Source organism: Corynebacterium sp. AOP40-4SA-5, from assembly GCF_052377355.1.
In the GTDB taxonomy this organism is placed as follows: Bacteria; Actinomycetota; Actinomycetes; order Mycobacteriales; family Mycobacteriaceae; genus Corynebacterium.
The window spans coordinates 1-16,636 of sequence record NZ_JBQSWS010000038.1 but is presented as its reverse complement, the minus strand read 5'-3'; the positions used below and the strand labels follow the sequence as shown (position 1 = coordinate 16,636).

General features: G+C 68.0%; 18 protein-coding genes. 7 read left to right on the top strand and 11 right to left on the bottom strand.

The genetic code is table 11. The features are described 5' to 3' along the window. Positions 1 to 127 precede the first annotated feature (127 nt). Positions 128 to 1,297 (bottom strand): acyl-CoA dehydrogenase family protein, encoded by a 1,170-nt coding sequence (locus ACT3S3_RS14720; protein ID WP_301442529.1) that lies wholly within the window; start codon positions 1,295 to 1,297, stop codon positions 128 to 130. A gap of 120 nt (positions 1,298 to 1,417) precedes the next feature. Here ACT3S3_RS14720 and ACT3S3_RS14715 point away from each other — a divergent pair, with 120 nt between their 5' ends. The 6 genes from ACT3S3_RS14715 to ACT3S3_RS14690 are packed head-to-tail and all read left to right on the top strand — an operon-like array spanning position 1,418 to position 7,156. Further along, complete coding sequence (locus ACT3S3_RS14715) at positions 1,418 to 2,146, top strand: DUF4232 domain-containing protein (protein ID WP_441582160.1); 729 nt, start codon at positions 1,418 to 1,420, stop codon at positions 2,144 to 2,146. Continuing rightward, positions 2,143 to 3,876: a hypothetical protein gene (locus ACT3S3_RS14710; RefSeq protein ID WP_301442531.1), complete on the top strand. Its 1,734-nt coding sequence runs from the start codon at positions 2,143 to 2,145 to the stop codon at positions 3,874 to 3,876. The genes ACT3S3_RS14715 and ACT3S3_RS14710 overlap by 4 nt, the downstream gene beginning before the upstream one ends. A 52-nt stretch (positions 3,877 to 3,928) precedes the next feature. Next, positions 3,929 to 4,597, top strand: a complete 669-nt coding sequence (locus tag ACT3S3_RS14705) for an SDR family oxidoreductase (protein WP_301442532.1) — start codon at positions 3,929 to 3,931, stop codon at positions 4,595 to 4,597. Further along, positions 4,594 to 5,484 (top strand): patatin-like phospholipase family protein, encoded by an 891-nt coding sequence (locus ACT3S3_RS14700; RefSeq protein ID WP_444626993.1) that lies wholly within the window; start codon positions 4,594 to 4,596, stop codon positions 5,482 to 5,484. Before ACT3S3_RS14705 ends, ACT3S3_RS14700 begins: the two co-directional genes overlap by 4 nt. 60 nt (positions 5,485 to 5,544) lie before the next feature. Continuing rightward, the gene (locus tag ACT3S3_RS14695; RefSeq protein ID WP_444626992.1) at positions 5,545 to 6,093 is read left to right on the top strand and encodes a hypothetical protein; all 549 of its coding nucleotides are present in this window, start codon (positions 5,545 to 5,547) and stop codon (positions 6,091 to 6,093) included. 31 nt (positions 6,094 to 6,124) lie between these two features. Continuing rightward, on the top strand, positions 6,125 to 7,156 hold the full coding sequence (locus ACT3S3_RS14690) for a DUF808 domain-containing protein (RefSeq protein WP_444626991.1): 1,032 nt from the start codon (positions 6,125 to 6,127) through the stop codon (positions 7,154 to 7,156). Here ACT3S3_RS14690 and ACT3S3_RS14685 read toward each other — a convergent pair. From ACT3S3_RS14685 to ACT3S3_RS14675, 3 genes are all read right to left on the bottom strand, one after another. Next, a complete protein-coding gene (locus tag ACT3S3_RS14685) occupies positions 7,119 to 8,960 on the bottom strand; it encodes a BCCT family transporter (RefSeq protein WP_301442543.1) in 1,842 nt (613 codons plus the stop codon). The genes ACT3S3_RS14690 and ACT3S3_RS14685 overlap by 38 nt on opposite strands. A 205-nt stretch (positions 8,961 to 9,165) precedes the next feature. Then, positions 9,166 to 10,290, bottom strand: coding sequence for a magnesium and cobalt transport protein CorA (locus ACT3S3_RS14680; RefSeq protein WP_301442536.1), 1,125 nt, complete (start codon positions 10,288 to 10,290; stop codon positions 9,166 to 9,168). Between the two features lie 34 nt (positions 10,291 to 10,324). After that, a complete protein-coding gene (locus tag ACT3S3_RS14675) occupies positions 10,325 to 11,047 on the bottom strand; it encodes an endonuclease/exonuclease/phosphatase family protein (protein ID WP_444626990.1) in 723 nt (240 codons plus the stop codon). A gap of 151 nt (positions 11,048 to 11,198) precedes the next feature. Between ACT3S3_RS14675 and arr the strand changes: the two genes are divergently transcribed. After that, positions 11,199 to 11,618 (top strand): NAD(+)--rifampin ADP-ribosyltransferase, encoded by a 420-nt coding sequence (gene arr, locus ACT3S3_RS14670; RefSeq protein WP_301442538.1) that lies wholly within the window; start codon positions 11,199 to 11,201, stop codon positions 11,616 to 11,618. A gap of 22 nt (positions 11,619 to 11,640) precedes the next feature. On the opposite strand, the gene ACT3S3_RS14665 is transcribed toward arr, so the two are convergent. From ACT3S3_RS14665 to ACT3S3_RS14635, 7 genes are all read right to left on the bottom strand, one after another. After that, positions 11,641 to 11,961: a YchJ family protein gene (locus tag ACT3S3_RS14665; RefSeq protein WP_441582161.1), complete on the bottom strand. Its 321-nt coding sequence runs from the start codon at positions 11,959 to 11,961 to the stop codon at positions 11,641 to 11,643. After that, the gene (locus ACT3S3_RS14660; RefSeq protein WP_444626989.1) at positions 11,961 to 13,559 is read right to left on the bottom strand and encodes a sulfatase-like hydrolase/transferase; all 1,599 of its coding nucleotides are present in this window, start codon (positions 13,557 to 13,559) and stop codon (positions 11,961 to 11,963) included. Before ACT3S3_RS14660 ends, ACT3S3_RS14665 begins: the two co-directional genes overlap by 1 nt. A gap of 233 nt (positions 13,560 to 13,792) precedes the next feature. Beyond that, a complete protein-coding gene (locus ACT3S3_RS14655) occupies positions 13,793 to 14,329 on the bottom strand; it encodes a peptide-methionine (S)-S-oxide reductase (RefSeq protein WP_441582163.1) in 537 nt (178 codons plus the stop codon). 185 nt (positions 14,330 to 14,514) lie between these two features. Further along, positions 14,515 to 15,198 (bottom strand): 2-phosphosulfolactate phosphatase, encoded by a 684-nt coding sequence (locus tag ACT3S3_RS14650; RefSeq protein ID WP_441582164.1) that lies wholly within the window; start codon positions 15,196 to 15,198, stop codon positions 14,515 to 14,517. A 101-nt stretch (positions 15,199 to 15,299) separates the two neighbouring features. After that, positions 15,300 to 15,620: a HigA family addiction module antitoxin gene (locus ACT3S3_RS14645; RefSeq protein ID WP_441582165.1), complete on the bottom strand. Its 321-nt coding sequence runs from the start codon at positions 15,618 to 15,620 to the stop codon at positions 15,300 to 15,302. Next, positions 15,595 to 15,876, bottom strand: coding sequence for a type II toxin-antitoxin system RelE/ParE family toxin (locus tag ACT3S3_RS14640; protein WP_291793756.1), 282 nt, complete (start codon positions 15,874 to 15,876; stop codon positions 15,595 to 15,597). Before ACT3S3_RS14640 ends, ACT3S3_RS14645 begins: the two co-directional genes overlap by 26 nt. Before the next feature lie 323 nt (positions 15,877 to 16,199). After that, on the bottom strand, positions 16,200 to 16,636 hold a 437-nt coding region (locus tag ACT3S3_RS14635; RefSeq protein ID WP_444626988.1), incomplete at its 5' end, for a low temperature requirement protein A.

The following is a 16,636-nucleotide window of genomic DNA, read 5'->3' as shown; positions in this document are numbered from 1 at the left end:
GAGCCGAAAGGGGCTCTGCCCGGGGGACGGGGGCGAAGATCGAGCGTGGGATGGTTGAACCCGACGGTTCAACCATCCCACGCTCGATTTTTGCCCCTGGCGCCCGGCTCAGCGCCTGTCTAACCGCCTACTTCAGGATCTGGCGGCCCATCACCATGCGGCACACCTGGTTGGTTCCCTCGTAGATCTGGGTGATCTTGGCGTCGCGCATCATGCGCTCCACCGGGAAGTCACGGGTGTAGCCGTAGCCGCCGAGCAGCTGCACGGCGTCGGTGGTGACCTCCATGGCGATGTCGGAGGCGAAGGTCTTCGACCCGGCGGCCAGCAGGCCGAGCTTGTCGCCGCCCTCGGCCTCGCCACGCTCTGCGTTGGACGCGGCGGTGTAGATCATCAGCCGGGCGGCGTCGATCTTCATCTTCATGTCCGCGAGCATGAACTGGGTGTTCTGGAACGCCGCGATCGGCTTGCCGAACTGCTTGCGCTCCTTGACGTAGTCCACCGCGGCGTCGAAGGCACCCTGGGCGATGCCCAGCGCCTGGGCACCGATCGTGGGGCGGGTGTGGTCCAGCGTCGCCAGGGCGGTCTTGAAGCCGGTCCCCTCCTCACCGATGATGCGGTCTGCGGGGATGCGGCAGTCCTCGAAGTACAGTTCGGCGGTCGGGGAACCCTTGATGCCGAGCTTGTGCTCGAGCCCGCCGACGCGGAATCCGGGGTCGTCCTTGTGCACCATGAACGCGGAGATGCCGTTGGCCCCGGCCGCCGGGTCGCTCACGGCCATCACGGTGTACCAGGTGGACTTGCCGCCGTTGGTGATGAAGCACTTGGAGCCGTTGAGGACCCACTCCTCGCCGTCGCGCACGGCCTTGGTCTTCATGCCGCCGGCGTCGGAACCTGCCTCGCGCTCGGTCAGCGCGTAGGACGCCATGGCACCGTTGGCGATGTCCGGCAGGACTTGCTGCTTGAGCTCCTCGGAGCCGGAGAGGATCAGGCCCATCGTTCCGAGCTTGTTCACCGCCGGGATCAGCGAGGAGGCACCACACACGCGGGCGACCTCCTCGATCACGATCACCGCAGCCAGCGAGTCGCCGCCCTGTCCGCCGTACTGGTCACCGACGTGGATGGCGTTGAACCCGCTGTCGTTGAGGGCCTTGAGCGCCTCCTCCGGGAAGCGCTCGTCCTCGTCGACGGCGGCGGCGTAGGGGGCGATCTCCTGCTCTGACAGGCCTCGGATGCTGTCGCGCAGTTCGCGGTATTCTTCCGGCAGCTGGAAGAGGTCGAAATCGGGGTTGAAAGCCATGGACGTCAGTCTCCTGGGGAAAATCGTGGGCAGTGCTCGCACGGGACGTTACCCCGGGGCCGCGGTCCCGCGTGGAGGTACCGTGAACCCGGTGTTGTGATTCAGCCTACACTGGGGGTCATGTCTACCGAGCACCCGTCAGACGCCCCGACCACCCCTCGCCTCACCGCCGGAGGCGCCCACGACCTGCACAGACGTCGTAGGACGCCCCGGCGCGCCGCCGGTGCCGCGTGCGCCGCCGGCGCGGTCGGCGTTCTGGCCCTATCCGTCCTCGCCGGGTGTTCCGACGGCGACGGCTCCGGGTCCGACGCCGGTTCGGACGCCTCGACGAGCACGACGACGCCGACGCCGGTGGCCACCGGCGAACCCGGCGGCAGCGGCGGCGACACTGAAACCTCGGAGGGCGCCGCGGCGTCCGGCGCCGACAGGCGGTGCACCACCGGCGACCTGGACGTCACCGCGGATCAGTCCCAGGGCGCGGCCGGCAGCATCCTGCTGGACGTGGAGTTCACCAACACCTCCGACGGCTCCTGCGCCCTCGCCGGGTTCCCCGGGGTCACCCTCGTCGACGAGGCCGGCGAGCCGGTCGGTGCGCCGGCCGAGCGTGAGGAGAACGTGCCGTCGTCGGTGGTGGAGCTCGCCGCGGGGTCGACCGCGACGTCGGCGCTGAGCATCGGCCGGGCGGAGAACTACGACGAGACCGCCTGCGGCCCCACCCCGGCCGGTGGTCTACAGGTCATCGTGCCGGAGGAGGAGCAGACCACCGTCCTCGACGTGCCTGACCTGACCGCCTGCACCGCCGATGACGTGACGCTGCTGTCCGTCCAGCCCCTGACCGACGGCGCGTGAGACGGGGCCGGCTCCCGGTCCTGCTCCCGCTGCTGCTCGTCGTCGCGCTCCTGGCGTTGCGCGGGTGGCAGCTCAGCCAGCGGACCTTCTACTGGGACGACCTGGTCATCCCTCCGTCCTTCCGTGACTCCGGACTGTGGGCCCCCTACGACGGGCACCTGATGCCCGGCTCGGCGGCGCTGCAGATCGCCGTGGACTCCCTCGCACCCCTGCAGTGGTGGTTGCCGTGCGTGGTCACCCTGGCGGCGACGGCCCTGGCCGTGGGCCTGTGGCGGGTCCTGCTCGGCCGGCTCACCGACCGGTGGGGTCTGCGGGTCCTGGGGTTCACCGCCCTGGTGTTCTCCCCGTTCCTGGGCACCGCCACCGGGTGGTGGTCGGCCGGAGTCAACGCCCTGGCCTGGCAGCTCACCGCCGCAGGTGTCGGCCTGGCGCTGACAGCCCCGCGCGGGGTCGTGCTGCGCACCACGCTCGCCACGCTGGTGCTGCTGGGCGGGTTGCTCATGACGGAGCGGGCGCTGACGGTGGTGCCGGCGGTGCTGGCCGTCGCGCTCGTCCTGCGGGTGCGCCGGGGCCCCTCCCGCGACCGGCTGGTGCTGGTGGCGCCGGCGCTGCTCACCCTCGCATGGGCCGGGGTGTACCTCGCCCTGGTCGGACGTGGTGACGGCGGTGGTGAGGCGCCGGGGCTGCACGGGGTCACCTCCGCGCTCGGCTCCTCGGTGCTGCCCGGCGTCCTCGGCGGGCCGTGGAGCTGGGACCGGTGGGACCCCTCCCCCGCGTTCTCCACGACGTCGACCCTGGTGCAGGTCATCGTGGGCGTCCTGCTGGCCGTCCTGCTCGTGTGGACGTTGGCGCGCACGCGCCGCCGCCCGGCGGCGTTCCTCGCGGCGCTCACGGCGCTGGCCGCGTCCTGCGCGTACCTGCTGGTCGTCCTGCTGCTGCTGCGTGAGGGACGCACCGGCGACGGGGCGTCCGACCTGCTCGCCCGCGGCATGCACTACTACGCCGACTGGTGGTCGGTCACCGTGGTGCTCGTGGTGGCCGCGGCCCCGGTAATGGCACGCACCTGGACCGCGGTACTGGCCGCCGTCCTGTTCACGCTGAGTTCCACGGTCTCGACCGTGACGTGGGTGTCCGCGTGGTCGGACGACGCGACCGCCGCGTACCTCGCCGGCGTGCGGCAGGCCGTGTCGGAGGCGCAGGACGCCGGCACCGTCCTGCTCGACCAGAACACCCCGCTGGAGGTCCTCACCCCGCTGATGTCGCCCTACAACAGGGTCGGCGCGATCGCCGCCGGTGGCGGCGGGGACGGTGTCGGCGACGTGAGCACCGCGCCCACGGTCGTCCTGCCGGACGGACGCGTCGCCGAGGCCCACGTGCTCGACGTCGCACGCCGCGTCCAGGGCGACGTCCCCGACTGCGGCGTCCGTGTCGACGCCGGCCAGCCGCAGATCATCACCGTGGAACCCGCGCTGCCCTTCGGCGACTGGACGTGGGAGTTCACCGCCACCGCCGACCGGGAGCTGACCGTGGAACTGTCCACCCCCAACGGCCTGGAGGACGAGGCGCAGTGGCGGGCGCGTGCGGTGGACGTGGACGTCGACACCGACCTGGTCACCAGGTGGGTCAACCTCTCCGGCGGAGGCGGCACGATCCTGGCGGAGATCGACGGCCCACCCGGCGCCCACGTGTGCGTCGGTGCCGGGGCTGTGGGCGCGCTCACGGCCCGCTAGGCTGGGGAGACCAGCGACGCGACAACGCCCTCGACGAAAGGCACCCCACACCATGTACGACATCGTCATCATCGGCGGCAACGGGAAGGTCGCCAGGCTCACGGCACCGATGCTCGTCGAGGCGGGCAATTCGGTGACCTCCGTGATCCGCTCGCGTGACCAGTTCAACGACGCCCGCGAGACCGGGGCGACCCCGACGGTGGCGGACGTCGAGACGATGAGCACCGACGCCATCGCCGACCTGCTCGAGGGCCACGACACGGTCATCTGGGCTGCCGGCGCCGGCGGCGGGAACCCGGAGCGCACCTTCGCCGTGGACCGCGACGCGGCGATCCGCACCATCAACGCCGCCGAGGAGGTCGGTGTCGGCAGGTTCATCATGCTGTCGTGGTCGGGCTCGTACCTGGACCACAGCTTCCCGGAGGACAGCGACTTCTACCCCTACGCCGAGTCCAAGGCGGCCGCCGACCAGCACCTGCGGGACTCCGAACTGGACTGGACGATCATCGCGCCGAGCCGGCTGACCGACGACCGCGACCGTGGCGGCATCGAGATCCTGCCCGAGGGCGACGGACGCACGGACGCCACCGAGGTCCCGCGTGAGACGGTGGCCCAGACCATCGTCGCCGCACTCGAGTGCCCGCAGACCTCCGGTCGCACGATCCGGTTCAACGCCGGCAACGAGGATCCCCACGAGGCGCTGCGCGGGGTCGAGTGGTGAGCGGCTCCTCCGCACTGGCCGCGCCCGACGTGGCCCTGATCTTCGAGGGCGGCGGCATGCGCAACAGCTACACGGCCGCCTGTGTCAGCGCCCTGATCGAGCACGAGGTCCAGGTCGGCTGGGTCGGCGGCATCTCCGCCGGGGCCTCGCACACGGTGAACATGCTCTCGCACGACGCCGAGCGCGCCCGCGAGAGTTTCGTGGAGTTCGGGGCCGCCCCCGGCACCGGCGGCATCAGCTCCTTCCTGCGCGGCGACGGCTACTTCAACGCCGAGTTCATCTACGAGACCTCCGGGCTCCCCGGCAACGAGTTCCCCTTCGACTGGGACACCTTCACCGCCGACCCGACGCCCTTCCGCGTCGGTGCGATGCACGCCCGCACCGGTGAGACCGTCTACTGGGGACGCGAGGACCTCACCGACCTCCCCTCGCTGATGAAGCGGGTCCGGGCGTCCTCGACGATGCCGGTGCTGATGAAGACCCCCGTCGTCGACGGGGAACCCTACGTGGACGGCGCCCTGGGATCCTCCGGCGGCATCGCGCTGGAAGCCGCCGAGCAGGGCGGCTTCAGCAAGTTCCTGGTGGTCTGCACCCGCCCGCGCGACTACGTCAAGCCCGAGGTCAAGTACCCCGGCGCGGTGCGCCGGGTGCTGCGCGACACCCCGGCCGTCGCCGAGGCGGTGATCACCCGCCCGGGCCGCTACAACGCCACGAAGCGTCGTCTCCTGGAGCTCGAGGAGCAGGGCCGTGCCCTGTTGTTCTTCCCCGAGCACATGCGCATCTCCAACACCGAGCGCAAGATCGACAAGCTGCGGGCGTCCTTCACCGACGGTGAGAACCAGATGCGTGACGACTGGGCGCGCTGGGAGGACTTCCTCACCGCCTGAACCCCGGGGTGTGTCGGGCATACCGCGCCGGATCGCCGAAAGCACTGTACAGTTCCCATCATGTACGTCAGGTCCAGCGGGGACGGTGGTCTCCGCCCGTCCGTTCTCCCCCGTGTGCTCGCGCACCGCCGCGCGTTGACGGCCCGGCACGTGGTCTCCGAGGCCGATCTCGCCGACTCCACGTGTCAGCTGCACCGGATCGACACGATGATCTCCCACAACGAGGACCGCTCCCAGTCCCCCCTCTCGGCGGTGGCCTGGTCGCTCGTGGTCGTCGTGCTGGCCGTGCTGCTCGTCGGTGGCGGTCTGTGGCTGTTCGCCGTCCCCGGCGGCGGCGCCCAGGTGGTCGCCCAGGTGGCAGCCCGGGTGCTCGGCGGGATCCTGGTGCTCGGCGGAGCGGTCAGCGGCACCGTCTCACTGGTGTACCTGTGGTCCGGGGTGCTGCTGCACCGGCGTGCGCGCCACCAGGACCGTGACTTCCGCGACGCGGTGGGTGCGCTGCTGCCTGCAGCGTCCGGCGCGCAGTCTCGCAGCGATCTGGTCGACCTGCTCCACGAGAACGACGTGGCCGAGCTCAGCGGCCGCACACGCCACGACACCCCGCACTGAGTGAGACCCGAACCCCTACGGAGAAGACCCCATGGCCGGTGGCCTGTTCGCACTGCTCGACGATGTCACGCTGATCGCCCGCAAGGCCGCGGCCAGCACCGGTGACGTGGCCCGCGCGGCCGCCACCACCAGCACCAGGGCCGCCGCCGTGGTCGTCGACGACGCCGCGGTCACCCCCGGGTTCGTCGAGGGGGTCAGCCCCGCCCGCGAACTGCCGATCATCTGGCGGATCACCAAGGGCTCGCTGGTGAACAAGATCATCATCATCCTTCCGGTGATCCTGCTGCTCAGCTGGCTCGCGCCGTGGGCGCTCACCCCGATCCTCATGGTCGGCGGCACCTACCTCGCCTACGAGGGCGCGGAGAAGGTGTGGCACGCCGTCGCCGCGCGGCGCGGTGGGCAGGAGAAACACGCGCAGGACGCACCGGACGCCGCAGCGTCCTCCCCCGACGGCCCCGACGGCCCCGACGGCCCCGACGGCCCCGACGGCCCCGATGACGAGGAGTCACTGGTCAAGGGGGCGGTGCGCACCGACTTCATCCTGTCGGCGGAGATCATGGTCCTGTCGCTCAACGAGCTGACCGACCGCGGCGTGCCGGAGCGCGCCGCGATCCTGGTGGGCGTGGCGCTGATCATCACCTTCGCCGTCTACGGTGTGGTCGGGCTGCTGGTGAAGATGGACGACGTGGGCCTGGCCCTCGCCGACCCCGAACGCGACCGGCCCACCGTCGTGCGCAGGACAGGGCGCGGACTCGTCGCGCTGATGCCGAAGATCCTGACGGCCCTGTCGGTGGTCGGGACCGCGGCGATGCTGTGGGTCGGCGGGCACATCCTGCTCGTCGGCACCGACGACCTCGGCTGGCACCTGCCCTACTCCGTGGTGCACCACCTCGAGGAGGCCGTGGCCGGGGCCGGCGGCGCCGTGCAGTGGCTGGTGGAGACCGGCTGCTCGGCGGTGGTGGGCCTGCTCGTCGGCTCCCTGGTCCTCGCCGTGCTCGCCGGTGTTGCCCGCGTGCGTGGCGCCGTCAGCTCCGATCGTCGGGGGACGGCTGCTCCCCGGTGACGTACTCACCGGTCTCGTAGTCGTAGTCGACCGGGTTGCCGTCCTCGTCGGTGCGGGTGTACCAGTCGGTGACCTCCGCCGCCCGGGAGTTGAAGTCGCCGCCGGTGGCGTAGTCGCTGTCGGCGTCGGTCTGCTCCACGGCGATGGCGAAGTTGTCGCCGTGCTCGCGCACCCCGTGGACCACGGCGTTGGACAGTGCCTGCTCCTGGAAGTCGTCGCGGATCGTGAACGGGTCGGTGCGTAGCTCGCGCACCAGTGCGACGGCCATGAGCACCAGCACCACGGCGAAGGGCAGCGCGGTGACGGTGATGAAGTTCTGCAGCCCCTGCAGTGCGTCCTCGCCGCCGGCGAGCAGGATGACCACGGCGATGCCGGCCATGCACAGCGCCCAGAACACCGTCACCCACTTCTTCGGGTCGGGGTTGCCACGCTGGGACAGCTGGGAGTTCACCAGCGACGCCGAGTCGGCGGTGGTGATGAAGAAGACCGCCAGCATCACGATGACCACCGGGGCCACGATGCCGGCACCGGGCAGGTGGTCGAGCACGGTGAAGAAGATCTCCTCCGGTGCGGGCATCGCCGAGGGGTCGTCGCCGGCGGCGATGGACCCGGTCTCCCGCTGGATCCAGATCGACGTCCCGCCCAGGATGGTGAAGGCCAGCACGATGATCGTGGAGGGGATGAACAGCACGCCGAGGATGAACTGGCGGATCGTGCGTCCGCGGGAGATCTTCGCCACGAACACGCCGACGAACGGCGACCAGGACACCCACCACGCCCAGTAGAACGTGGTCCAGCCCGACAGGAACGCCTGCATGTCCTCGCCCTCGCCCATGTTGGCGCTGAGCATGTCCGGCATCGATCCGACGTAGTCGACGATCACCGCCGGGATCATGTTCGCCAGGAAGGCCGTGGGGCCGACGATGAAGAAGAACAGCGCCAGACCGATGGCGAGCACCATGTTGATGTTCGACAGCCAGCGGATGCCCTTGGCCACACCGGAGACCGCCGAGAGGATCGTGCCGATCGTCAGCACCATGATGATGACCAGGGCGAAGGTGTTGCCCGCCGGGGACCAGCCCGAGACCACCTCCACACCCTTGGAGATCTGCAGGGCGCCGATGCCCAGGGACGCGGCGGTGCCGAAGAGGGTGGCGACGATGGCCATGCCGTCGATGAGCCGGGCCGGCAGGGTGTCGGTGGACTTCACCGAGAACAGGGGCATGAGGATCGAGCTCATCAGCGGCACCCTGCCACGCCGGTAGGACACGTAGGCCACGGCCAGGCCGACGATGGCGTAGATCGCCCAGGCGTTGATGCCCCAGTGCATCGCCGACTGCGCCATCGCACCCTTGACCGCCTCCTGTGTGGCGGGGTCGTAGGCGCCGGGGCGCGGGTCCAGGTAGTGACTCATCGGCTCGTAGGGGCCGAAGAAGATGATGCCGATGCCGATGCCCGCGGCGAAGAGCATCGCCGTCCAGGACATCGTGGAGTACTCGGCCTTCTCCCCGTCGAGTCCGAGCGGGATCTTGCCGTAGCGGCTGAACGCGAGGATCAGCAGGAAGAACATCAGGCCGGTGGCCAGGGCGGTGAACACCCAGCCCATGTTCTCCATCACCCAGGCCAGCGCCGCCGAGGAGGCGTCGAACACCTGCTCCGGAGCGATCACGCCCCAGGCGATGAAGGCGACGATGAGGCCACCGACCACGCTCACGATGCGCCAGTCGACGGAGAACCGGATGCGTTGGTCCTCCACCGACACTCCCGGCACCAGGGCCGGGTGGATGCTGTGCGGGTAGGTCACCTCACGGATGAAGCTCTTCGCCGACTCCCTGCGGGTGGGGCGGGTCTGGTCAGGTCTCTCTCCGGGCTCGGGATGGTCCGAGGGGTCCACGGTATGTTTCTCCGTTTCCGAGTTCTTCTCTTTGGGTCGTCAGGTCAACCCTTACGACGGTAGAGAAGAAAGCGCTGCGCTGCAGCGAAAGCGCCGGAGACCCCCCGAACGGCACTCACATCCAGTCGCTGCGACGGAAGAAGACGTACAGCAGCACCGCCACCCCCAGCATCATGCCGAGCGCCATCGGGTAGCCGAGGGCCCAGTGCAGTTCGGGCATGTCGTCGAAGTTCATGCCGTAGATCGCGCCGACGAGGGTCGGCGCGAAGAGGATCGCAGCCCAGCCGGAGATCTTCTTCATGTCCTCGTTCTGCCGTTGCGCCACCAGGGTGGCGTTGACGTTGAGGATCTGCGCGAGCGCGTCGCGGTGGTCGGACGCGGTGCGTCCGGCGCGGGTGAGGTGGTCGGCGACGTCGTCGAGGTAGGAGCGCAGTTCCTCGTGGATGTCGTACTTCACGAAGCCGGCGCGCAGGGAGTCCAGCACCTCGGTCATCGACGCGATGGTCTGCTGGACGTCGATGACCTCCTGGCTCAACCGGTAGATGCGTTCGGCGACGGCCGCGTCACCACTGAAGACCTGCCGTTCGATCTGCTCCTTGTCGATGGCGATGCCGCGCAGCACCGACGGGTAGCCGTCCACGATGGCGTCCAGGATGCGGTAGACCACGGCCTCCGGGCCGAGCCGCAGCAGGTCACGGTCGGCGAGCATGTCGCCTCCGCGGGGGTCGGGGTTGTCGAGCCGTCCGGACGAGGAGGCGGCGAAGGCCTCGCTGTCGGTGCCGTCGATCCACCGTCCGTCCTGGCAGAGCACCGCCACGGAACCGTCGCGCACCAGGATGTGGAACTCGGAGAAGGCGACGTCCTCGGCGGCGTCGTTGTAGCGCGCCGAGCGCGCCACGAGGAACAGGACGTCGCCGTAGCGTTCCAGCTTCGGACGCTGGTGGGCGTTGACGAGGTCCTCGACGAGCAGGGGGTGCAGCTCCCACACCTCCACGAGTTCACCGAGCCCCTCGCGCCCGGGCGCGGGGTACAGCGCCATGAGCATGCGCGAGTCGTCCTCGGCGGCGGACGCTGCGGCGTCGGCCAGCGAGACGTCCTGCGGTACCGCGTGGGCGACGCCGTCATCGACGTAGGTGAGCACCGGCGGCGTGGACGCCGGCACGGCCGTCAACCCCACGTCACGGCCCTTTCCGCGGGTCAGCCTGCTCATCCTGCCGTCGTTCGTCCTGCGGTTTCCCATGGGACACACTCTATCCCGCGCCGACGGGAAAACCTCAGGCGGTCGCGACGGACACGGGTGCCGAGGCGGCGATCCGCGCCGGATTCGCGCGGTCCAGCGACGTACGCACGACGATCGGCAGGTGGTCGGAGTGCCCCTGCGGGAGGACGTCGACCTGCGCGGGACCGAAACCGCGGGAGACCGCGAAATCGTAGTTTCCCCGCAGTACGCCGTAGCGCGAGTACGTCGCCTTCTCGCTCCGGGACATCTCGTAGCCCCGGGTCCCGAGCTCGCGCCGCAGGCCGCGCTGGAACAGCGGGTAGTTGAAGTCTCCGACCATCACCGACGGCAGGCCGGCACCGATCTGCTGGAGGGCGTCGAAGGAGCTGCGGATCTGCTGACGGCGCAGCGAGTTCGTGGCCGTCAGCGGTGCGGCGTGGAAGGACGCGACGACGACGTCGCGGTCGTGTTTGGTGTCATGGGCGCGGACCATGACGAGGCGTTCCGAGGCGGGTTTCATGACCCGGTCGTGGAAGGACTTCTCCAGGGCGATCACCTTCAGGTCCCTCGCGTCCAGACGACTTGTGCGCAGGTAGACGGCGAGGCCGAGCCGGTTCTCCGTGGTCGCGTGCACGAGGTCGAGGTCGCCGAAGTGACGGGGCAGTCGGCGGGTGTCCGCCTCCTGGACGCAGAGGGCGTCCGGGGCGTGTCCGGCCACCAGCGGGGTGAGCTCGGTGACGGCGTTGTGTTTGTGCAGGTTGTAGCTAATCAGCTTCATTAGTGATCAACCTTAGTACACCGCGACGCCGGTGAGATGTGCGTTTCCGTTGACATCGGTGGGCTATTACTCAGCATTCCCGGTCTCGTCCGCGGCGTGCGCACACTGTTGGCGAGCTCCGTTAATGGTTCTGACCTGCTAGAATCACAGGATGAGCGACGACGCGCGGACAGGCCCGTTCTTCCACGGAACCCGGGCGGTACTTGCCGTCGGCGACCGGGTGTGTCCCGGCCACCGGTCCAACTACCGGCCCGAGGTCGTCATGAACCACGTCTATTTCACCGCCCTGTGCGACGGAGCCGGGCTGGCGGCCGAGATCGCCGCCATGCTCGCCGGTGAGGGTGCGCGACCGCACGTGTACCGTGTCGAGACCACCGGGGTGTTCGAGGACGACCCGAACGTCACGGACAAGAAGTTCCCCGGCAACCCGACCCGGTCCTACCGCACGGATGCCCCGTTGGTCGTCGTCGAGGAGGTCCACGACTGGTCGCGGCTGTCCCCGGAAGACCTGGAGGCGTGGCGGGTGCGCCTGGCGGCGTTGCGCGACAGCGACGCCGAGATCATCAACTGAACCCCCTCAGTACTCGTGACCGTCAGTACACGTCGGCGTCGACGTAGTACCAACGTCCCGACTCGCGGACGAACCGGGACCGCTCGTGGAGTGAGTCCACTCCCCCGGTCTCGGCGACAAAGGTCGCCCGGAACTCCACGACCCCGGCGGTGTCCCCCTCGGTCCCGTCGAGGACGTCGACGATCTGCAGGCCACGCCAGCGGGGGTTGTCGGACAGGTCCAGCGTGGCAGGACGCGTCGAGGGGTGCCAGGTCCTCAGCAGCCAGTCCGCGTCCGCCCGGCGGAAGGCGTCGAACCGGGAGCGCATGAGCTCCTCGGCGGTGGTGGGTTCGGGGACGTCCACTACTGCCGGACCTCACCTTCCCACGCCTCGGAGTAGAACTCCGCCGACCGCGAGCCCAGCAGTTCCTGGTAGACGTCCGGGTCGAGACTCTGAGCCGAGCCCTCCGGAATCCGCGAGGAGAATGCGGAGACGCCCAGGCCGGCCTGACGGCCCTCCAACCGGACGCCTGCGGCCTCGAGGATCGTGGGCATCATGCTGACCTGGTCGACACCTGCGCGCATCGTCGAGGTGGACTCGTCGTCACCGGGAACCCAGACCCGGTTGAAGATGGTGCGGTTCGGGTGGTCGTCGAGCTCGTCGCCGAAGGCGTTGTTCGAGCCCATGTGCTTGAGGTGGTCACCCATGATCACCACCGCGGTGTCATCCAGGTAGCCCTGGGCCTCCATGTGGTCGACGAAACCGGCGACCTGCTCCATGGAGCACTGGTAGGCCGAGGTCAACTCCGCCTCGGTGTCCACGTCGCAGTAGTCGTAGATGTGGACCGGCTCGTGGGTGTCCACCGTGAGCATGGAGAGGTTGAACGGCTGGCCGGGCTGCTCGGACTCCTCGTGGAGTTCGTCGACCTTGTCCTTCGCGTTGGCCATCAGCCGGTTGTCGCTCAGGCCCCAGTCGTCGCGGAACTGGTCGGCCGGCTCACCCTGTGCCCGCCAGTAGTCCAGGTCGTAGAGCTCGTCGTAGCCGTGGCCGGCGAGGAACTGGTCCTTGGCCGCGAAGGAGCCACTGGCGCCACCCATGAAGACGTTCTTGTAGCCCTCGTCGGCGAGGATGTCGCCACTGCAGGTCAGTCCGCCCAGGTAGTCACCCACGTCACCGCCGAGTGAGTTCAGGCCGGACTTGCCGGTCACGATGCCGTTGCCCTTCAAGGGCACGCCGCACTGCGTGCTGGCCAGACCGGACATCGTCCAACCGCCGCCCTCGTACTGCTTGAAGTCGTCGATGCTCTGCCACCCGTCGTCCTGCGAGGTGGCGTCCTTCAGCGGGATGTAGGGGTCCTTCTCGAACAGGTCGGTGTCCGAGAGGGTCTCCTCGCCGGACTCCAGGTAGATCATCACCAGGTTGCGCTTGTCCTGCGCGGACTCCACCTGCGGTGCGGTGTAGTACTGGTCGATGGTGTACTCCGAGTTCACGGCCTTGATGTACTCCCCGACGTGCACCGAGGAACTGAAGGCGGTGGAACCGACCACGACGACGGCGGTGACCATCACGGCAGAGACCGTGCGCGTGAGCCAACGGGGCCCGAGGGTACGGACCCGTCCTGCGTCGCCGGCCGTCTCGTCGTCGGCGTGGGCGGTCCGTCCTGCCCGTGCGCGGGGGCTGCGGACGCGACGATAGTGGAAGAACGCGATACCCAGGGTGATGACCAGAGGGAGCACGCCGAAGGCGAGGACGCCGGTCACCACGAGGGACCCGCCTCCACCGTCGGTGTCCGTGGCGACGAGGTTCATCAGCATCTGGTCGACGCTGATCGGCCCCCAGAGCATGCGGATGCCGATGCCGGTGATGAGCATGAAGACACCGGCCCAGATGAGCACGTACATGGCGACGTACCCCAGGACTGAGCCGATTCGTTTAGCGACGGTCACGATGGGACCAGACAATTGAGCATCTCACCTTTCCGACGCCGAGAATGTGACGCATACGCTGGTGCGGACCCCGGTCAGGTGGTGAACGGATCGCTTCCAGGTAGAAAATTCATTGACAGACCATAAAGTATTCAACCATAGTTCACTGTCGGACCGCGAGAGGTCAAGTACAATCCGCCGCCTGTGGGAGGGTGCACACCATAACGGGGACGGCAGGGACGGTGGAGCCGCCGCATGGTAGCCCGCGGTCAGCCGCGGTACCGGTTGAGCAGGTCCGACGGCAGGTGACAGGAGTCCTCCGGGCACCGGGCGAGACGGTGCTGGTGTTCATCGGCGCTGCGGAGGTAGTTCGTCAGAGGCAGCACCTCGACGGCGATGCGCGGGGCGTCCTCGCGTGCCGCGATGACGTCGCGGGCCTGGGCGAGGTGGCGCGGATCCTGCGAGTACAGACCGGTACGGTACTTCTCCCCCACGTCCGGCCCCTGCGCGTTGACGCTGTAGGGGTCGATGATCTCGAAGAGGTGCCCCATCAGCCCGGCGATGTCGACGACCTGCGGGTCGAACCGTGTGCGCACACACTCGGCGTAGCCGTCGTACTCCCCCTCCAAGGACGTCCCGGCACCGTTCGCCCGGCCGGCTTCGGTGTGGGTCACCCCGGGCACCGTCGAGAAGAACGCCTGCACTCCCCACAGACAACCACCGGCGATGAACACCTCGTCGGTGGTGGCGGTGACTTCCCCGTCGGCCGGTTGGTCCGGCCATTCTGTCGCTCGCTGGGACTTCATCGAAGCGATGGTACTACCGCGATTGGCTACAAACCTCTCAATGGAGAGATCGCTGCGACCTACTCGCGCAACGTCCTGGTTTCAGCCGAAGCTCGTAGTTCGATTGCAGGTTCATCCAGACGTCCATCAAGTTCTTGTGCAGAGCAAATTCCGTGGCGCACAAGGGCGTTTGCCAGCCGCGTGGACTAACCAGCCGAGGCCGCTTCGAAGGCCCCGTCAACGAGGATCGGAACCACCTGGGAGGCATCCAGCGAAGCAGCCACGTCAACGTCAGAACCGAACCCCATGGCCTTCAGCTCTCGAGCCCCGACGCATTCGTGCAAGACCTGGGTCAGACGTGGTCTCACCACATCGAAGAGATCGGCGGCAGCAGCAGCCTCGGGGCTCATTATGTCCCGGTAGCCAAGACCCGAGAGTGCAGAGAGCACGGACCCAGCGCCAAGATGATCTTCGAGTGCGGGGCGTAGCGAGTCGTCGTCACGCCATCGCTCACCGGCCGCGATGACTGCCACCGAGTCGCCACGCTCCAATCCCGCAGCCATCACGTCGGCCACAGCGGCTGAGTTTCGGAGACATCCGGCGACGACCTGGGCTCCTGATCCCTCGAGGTGCGTAGTGATCGTAGATCCATTCGGCGAGGGCAGAACAAGTTGGGGGACAGTCGGCTCGGTGAGCAACGCCGCTGGCGACAGCGAGAGAGCCGACGGCGACTCCAGCAGTGTCGACTCCAGTCGACCTATTGCCAGGACAGCGTCACGCTCGCGAGCAAAGGCTTCCGCCCTGAGCCCCTTCCACTGGTACGGGAAGACACGCATGCCACGCTCGACCGCGACGCAGACTGACGTCGAGAAGCTCAGGACATCGACCACAACGGCCAGTTCCGCTCCAATCGCTTGGGCACCGGCAGGACCCCAGTCAAACCTCACTGCATGGCAGCGCTGACCGAATAGGTCCTGCCAATCAGATATGTTCACGCGGACTGCAGCGGCGTGATCGCGGCGACCTTGCCCCGCAGCGCACGACGTTCCAGCCGAAGCTCGTAGTTCGACTGCAGGTTCATCCAGAACTCCTCGGAGGTACCGAAGTACCGCGCCAGACGGATCGCCGTGTCAGCGGTGATCCCCCGCTTGCCGTGCACAATCTCATTGATCCGACGCGGCGGCACCCCGATGGACACGGCAAGCTTGTTCTGCGTGATCCCGAAGCCCTCGATGAAGTCCTCCATCAGGATCTCTCCCGGGTGGATCGGCTCGATCAGATCGCGCTCAGTGGTAGTCGACGAGTTCGACATCTTCTGCACCTCCCTCTCTCCAAACGAAGCAGAGACGCCATTGCGCATTCACGCGGATGCTGTGCTGCCCGCGTCGGTCGCCGACAAGACGCTCGAGTCGGTTGCCTGGAGGTACCCGGAGGTCCTCGACATCCTTCGCCGCGTGGATCAGCTCAAGCTTCCGCAGGGTCGCCCGCTGCACTGTCCGGTCAACGCGCTTGACGTACTGCTCATGCCAGATGCGCTCGGTGTCCTTGCTGCCGAACGATCTGATCACGGGACGAGCATATAACGCGAACCGTCATTAACGCTAGACGTTAAACTTGAAGTCCACCGAGTTCCGCTACAAACCAACCTCTGACGATGAGTAGTCAAGTTGCCAGCGCTAATCATCCCGCGGGTCAGAGCGTTGCTCTGATCCGTTCGTACAGTGCACGGCCGAGACCAGGTGCGCATAGCCACCGGCGACGCAAAGGAGCATTCTCACCGCGATGCGGTCGGCCAGCTATGACCGAAGATCGCAGTTAAAAAGCAAAGCGCGTCGCTCGCTCCTGAGCACCGCGATCGGGCGCAGAAGGATCTCAGATAGAGGTTGCCAGGTCATCGCCGGTTATCGAGCGCCGACTGTTTCGATGTCGTGTACGCGGTGTGGGCGGCGAGAATAGCCGTCACGGAGAGTACAGCGACGCTCAACGCAATCACCGGCAGGTGATCGATCAGCAGCATCGCGGCGATCATGATCCCCACCAGCACGGCTGCTGCGATGAATCGTGACCGTGCGAGGCGTCCGAATCGGGACCGGAGGAACAGCAGGTTCCCTGCCAGGTATACGAGCGGACCTGCGGCCGTCACGAGAACGATTGCGGGCGTGAGGTGGTCGTGGGAGAGCCGCAGCTCGATGGAGACGGCGACGAGGATCGCGCCCAAGACCATAAAAGCATGCGCATAGGCGTAGGCCGATCGGAGAGCCCCAGTTGACGAGTCCCCGCCGTGGGTATCAGGGCCAGGGGTCTGCTGCACGTTTAGGTGACAGTTGT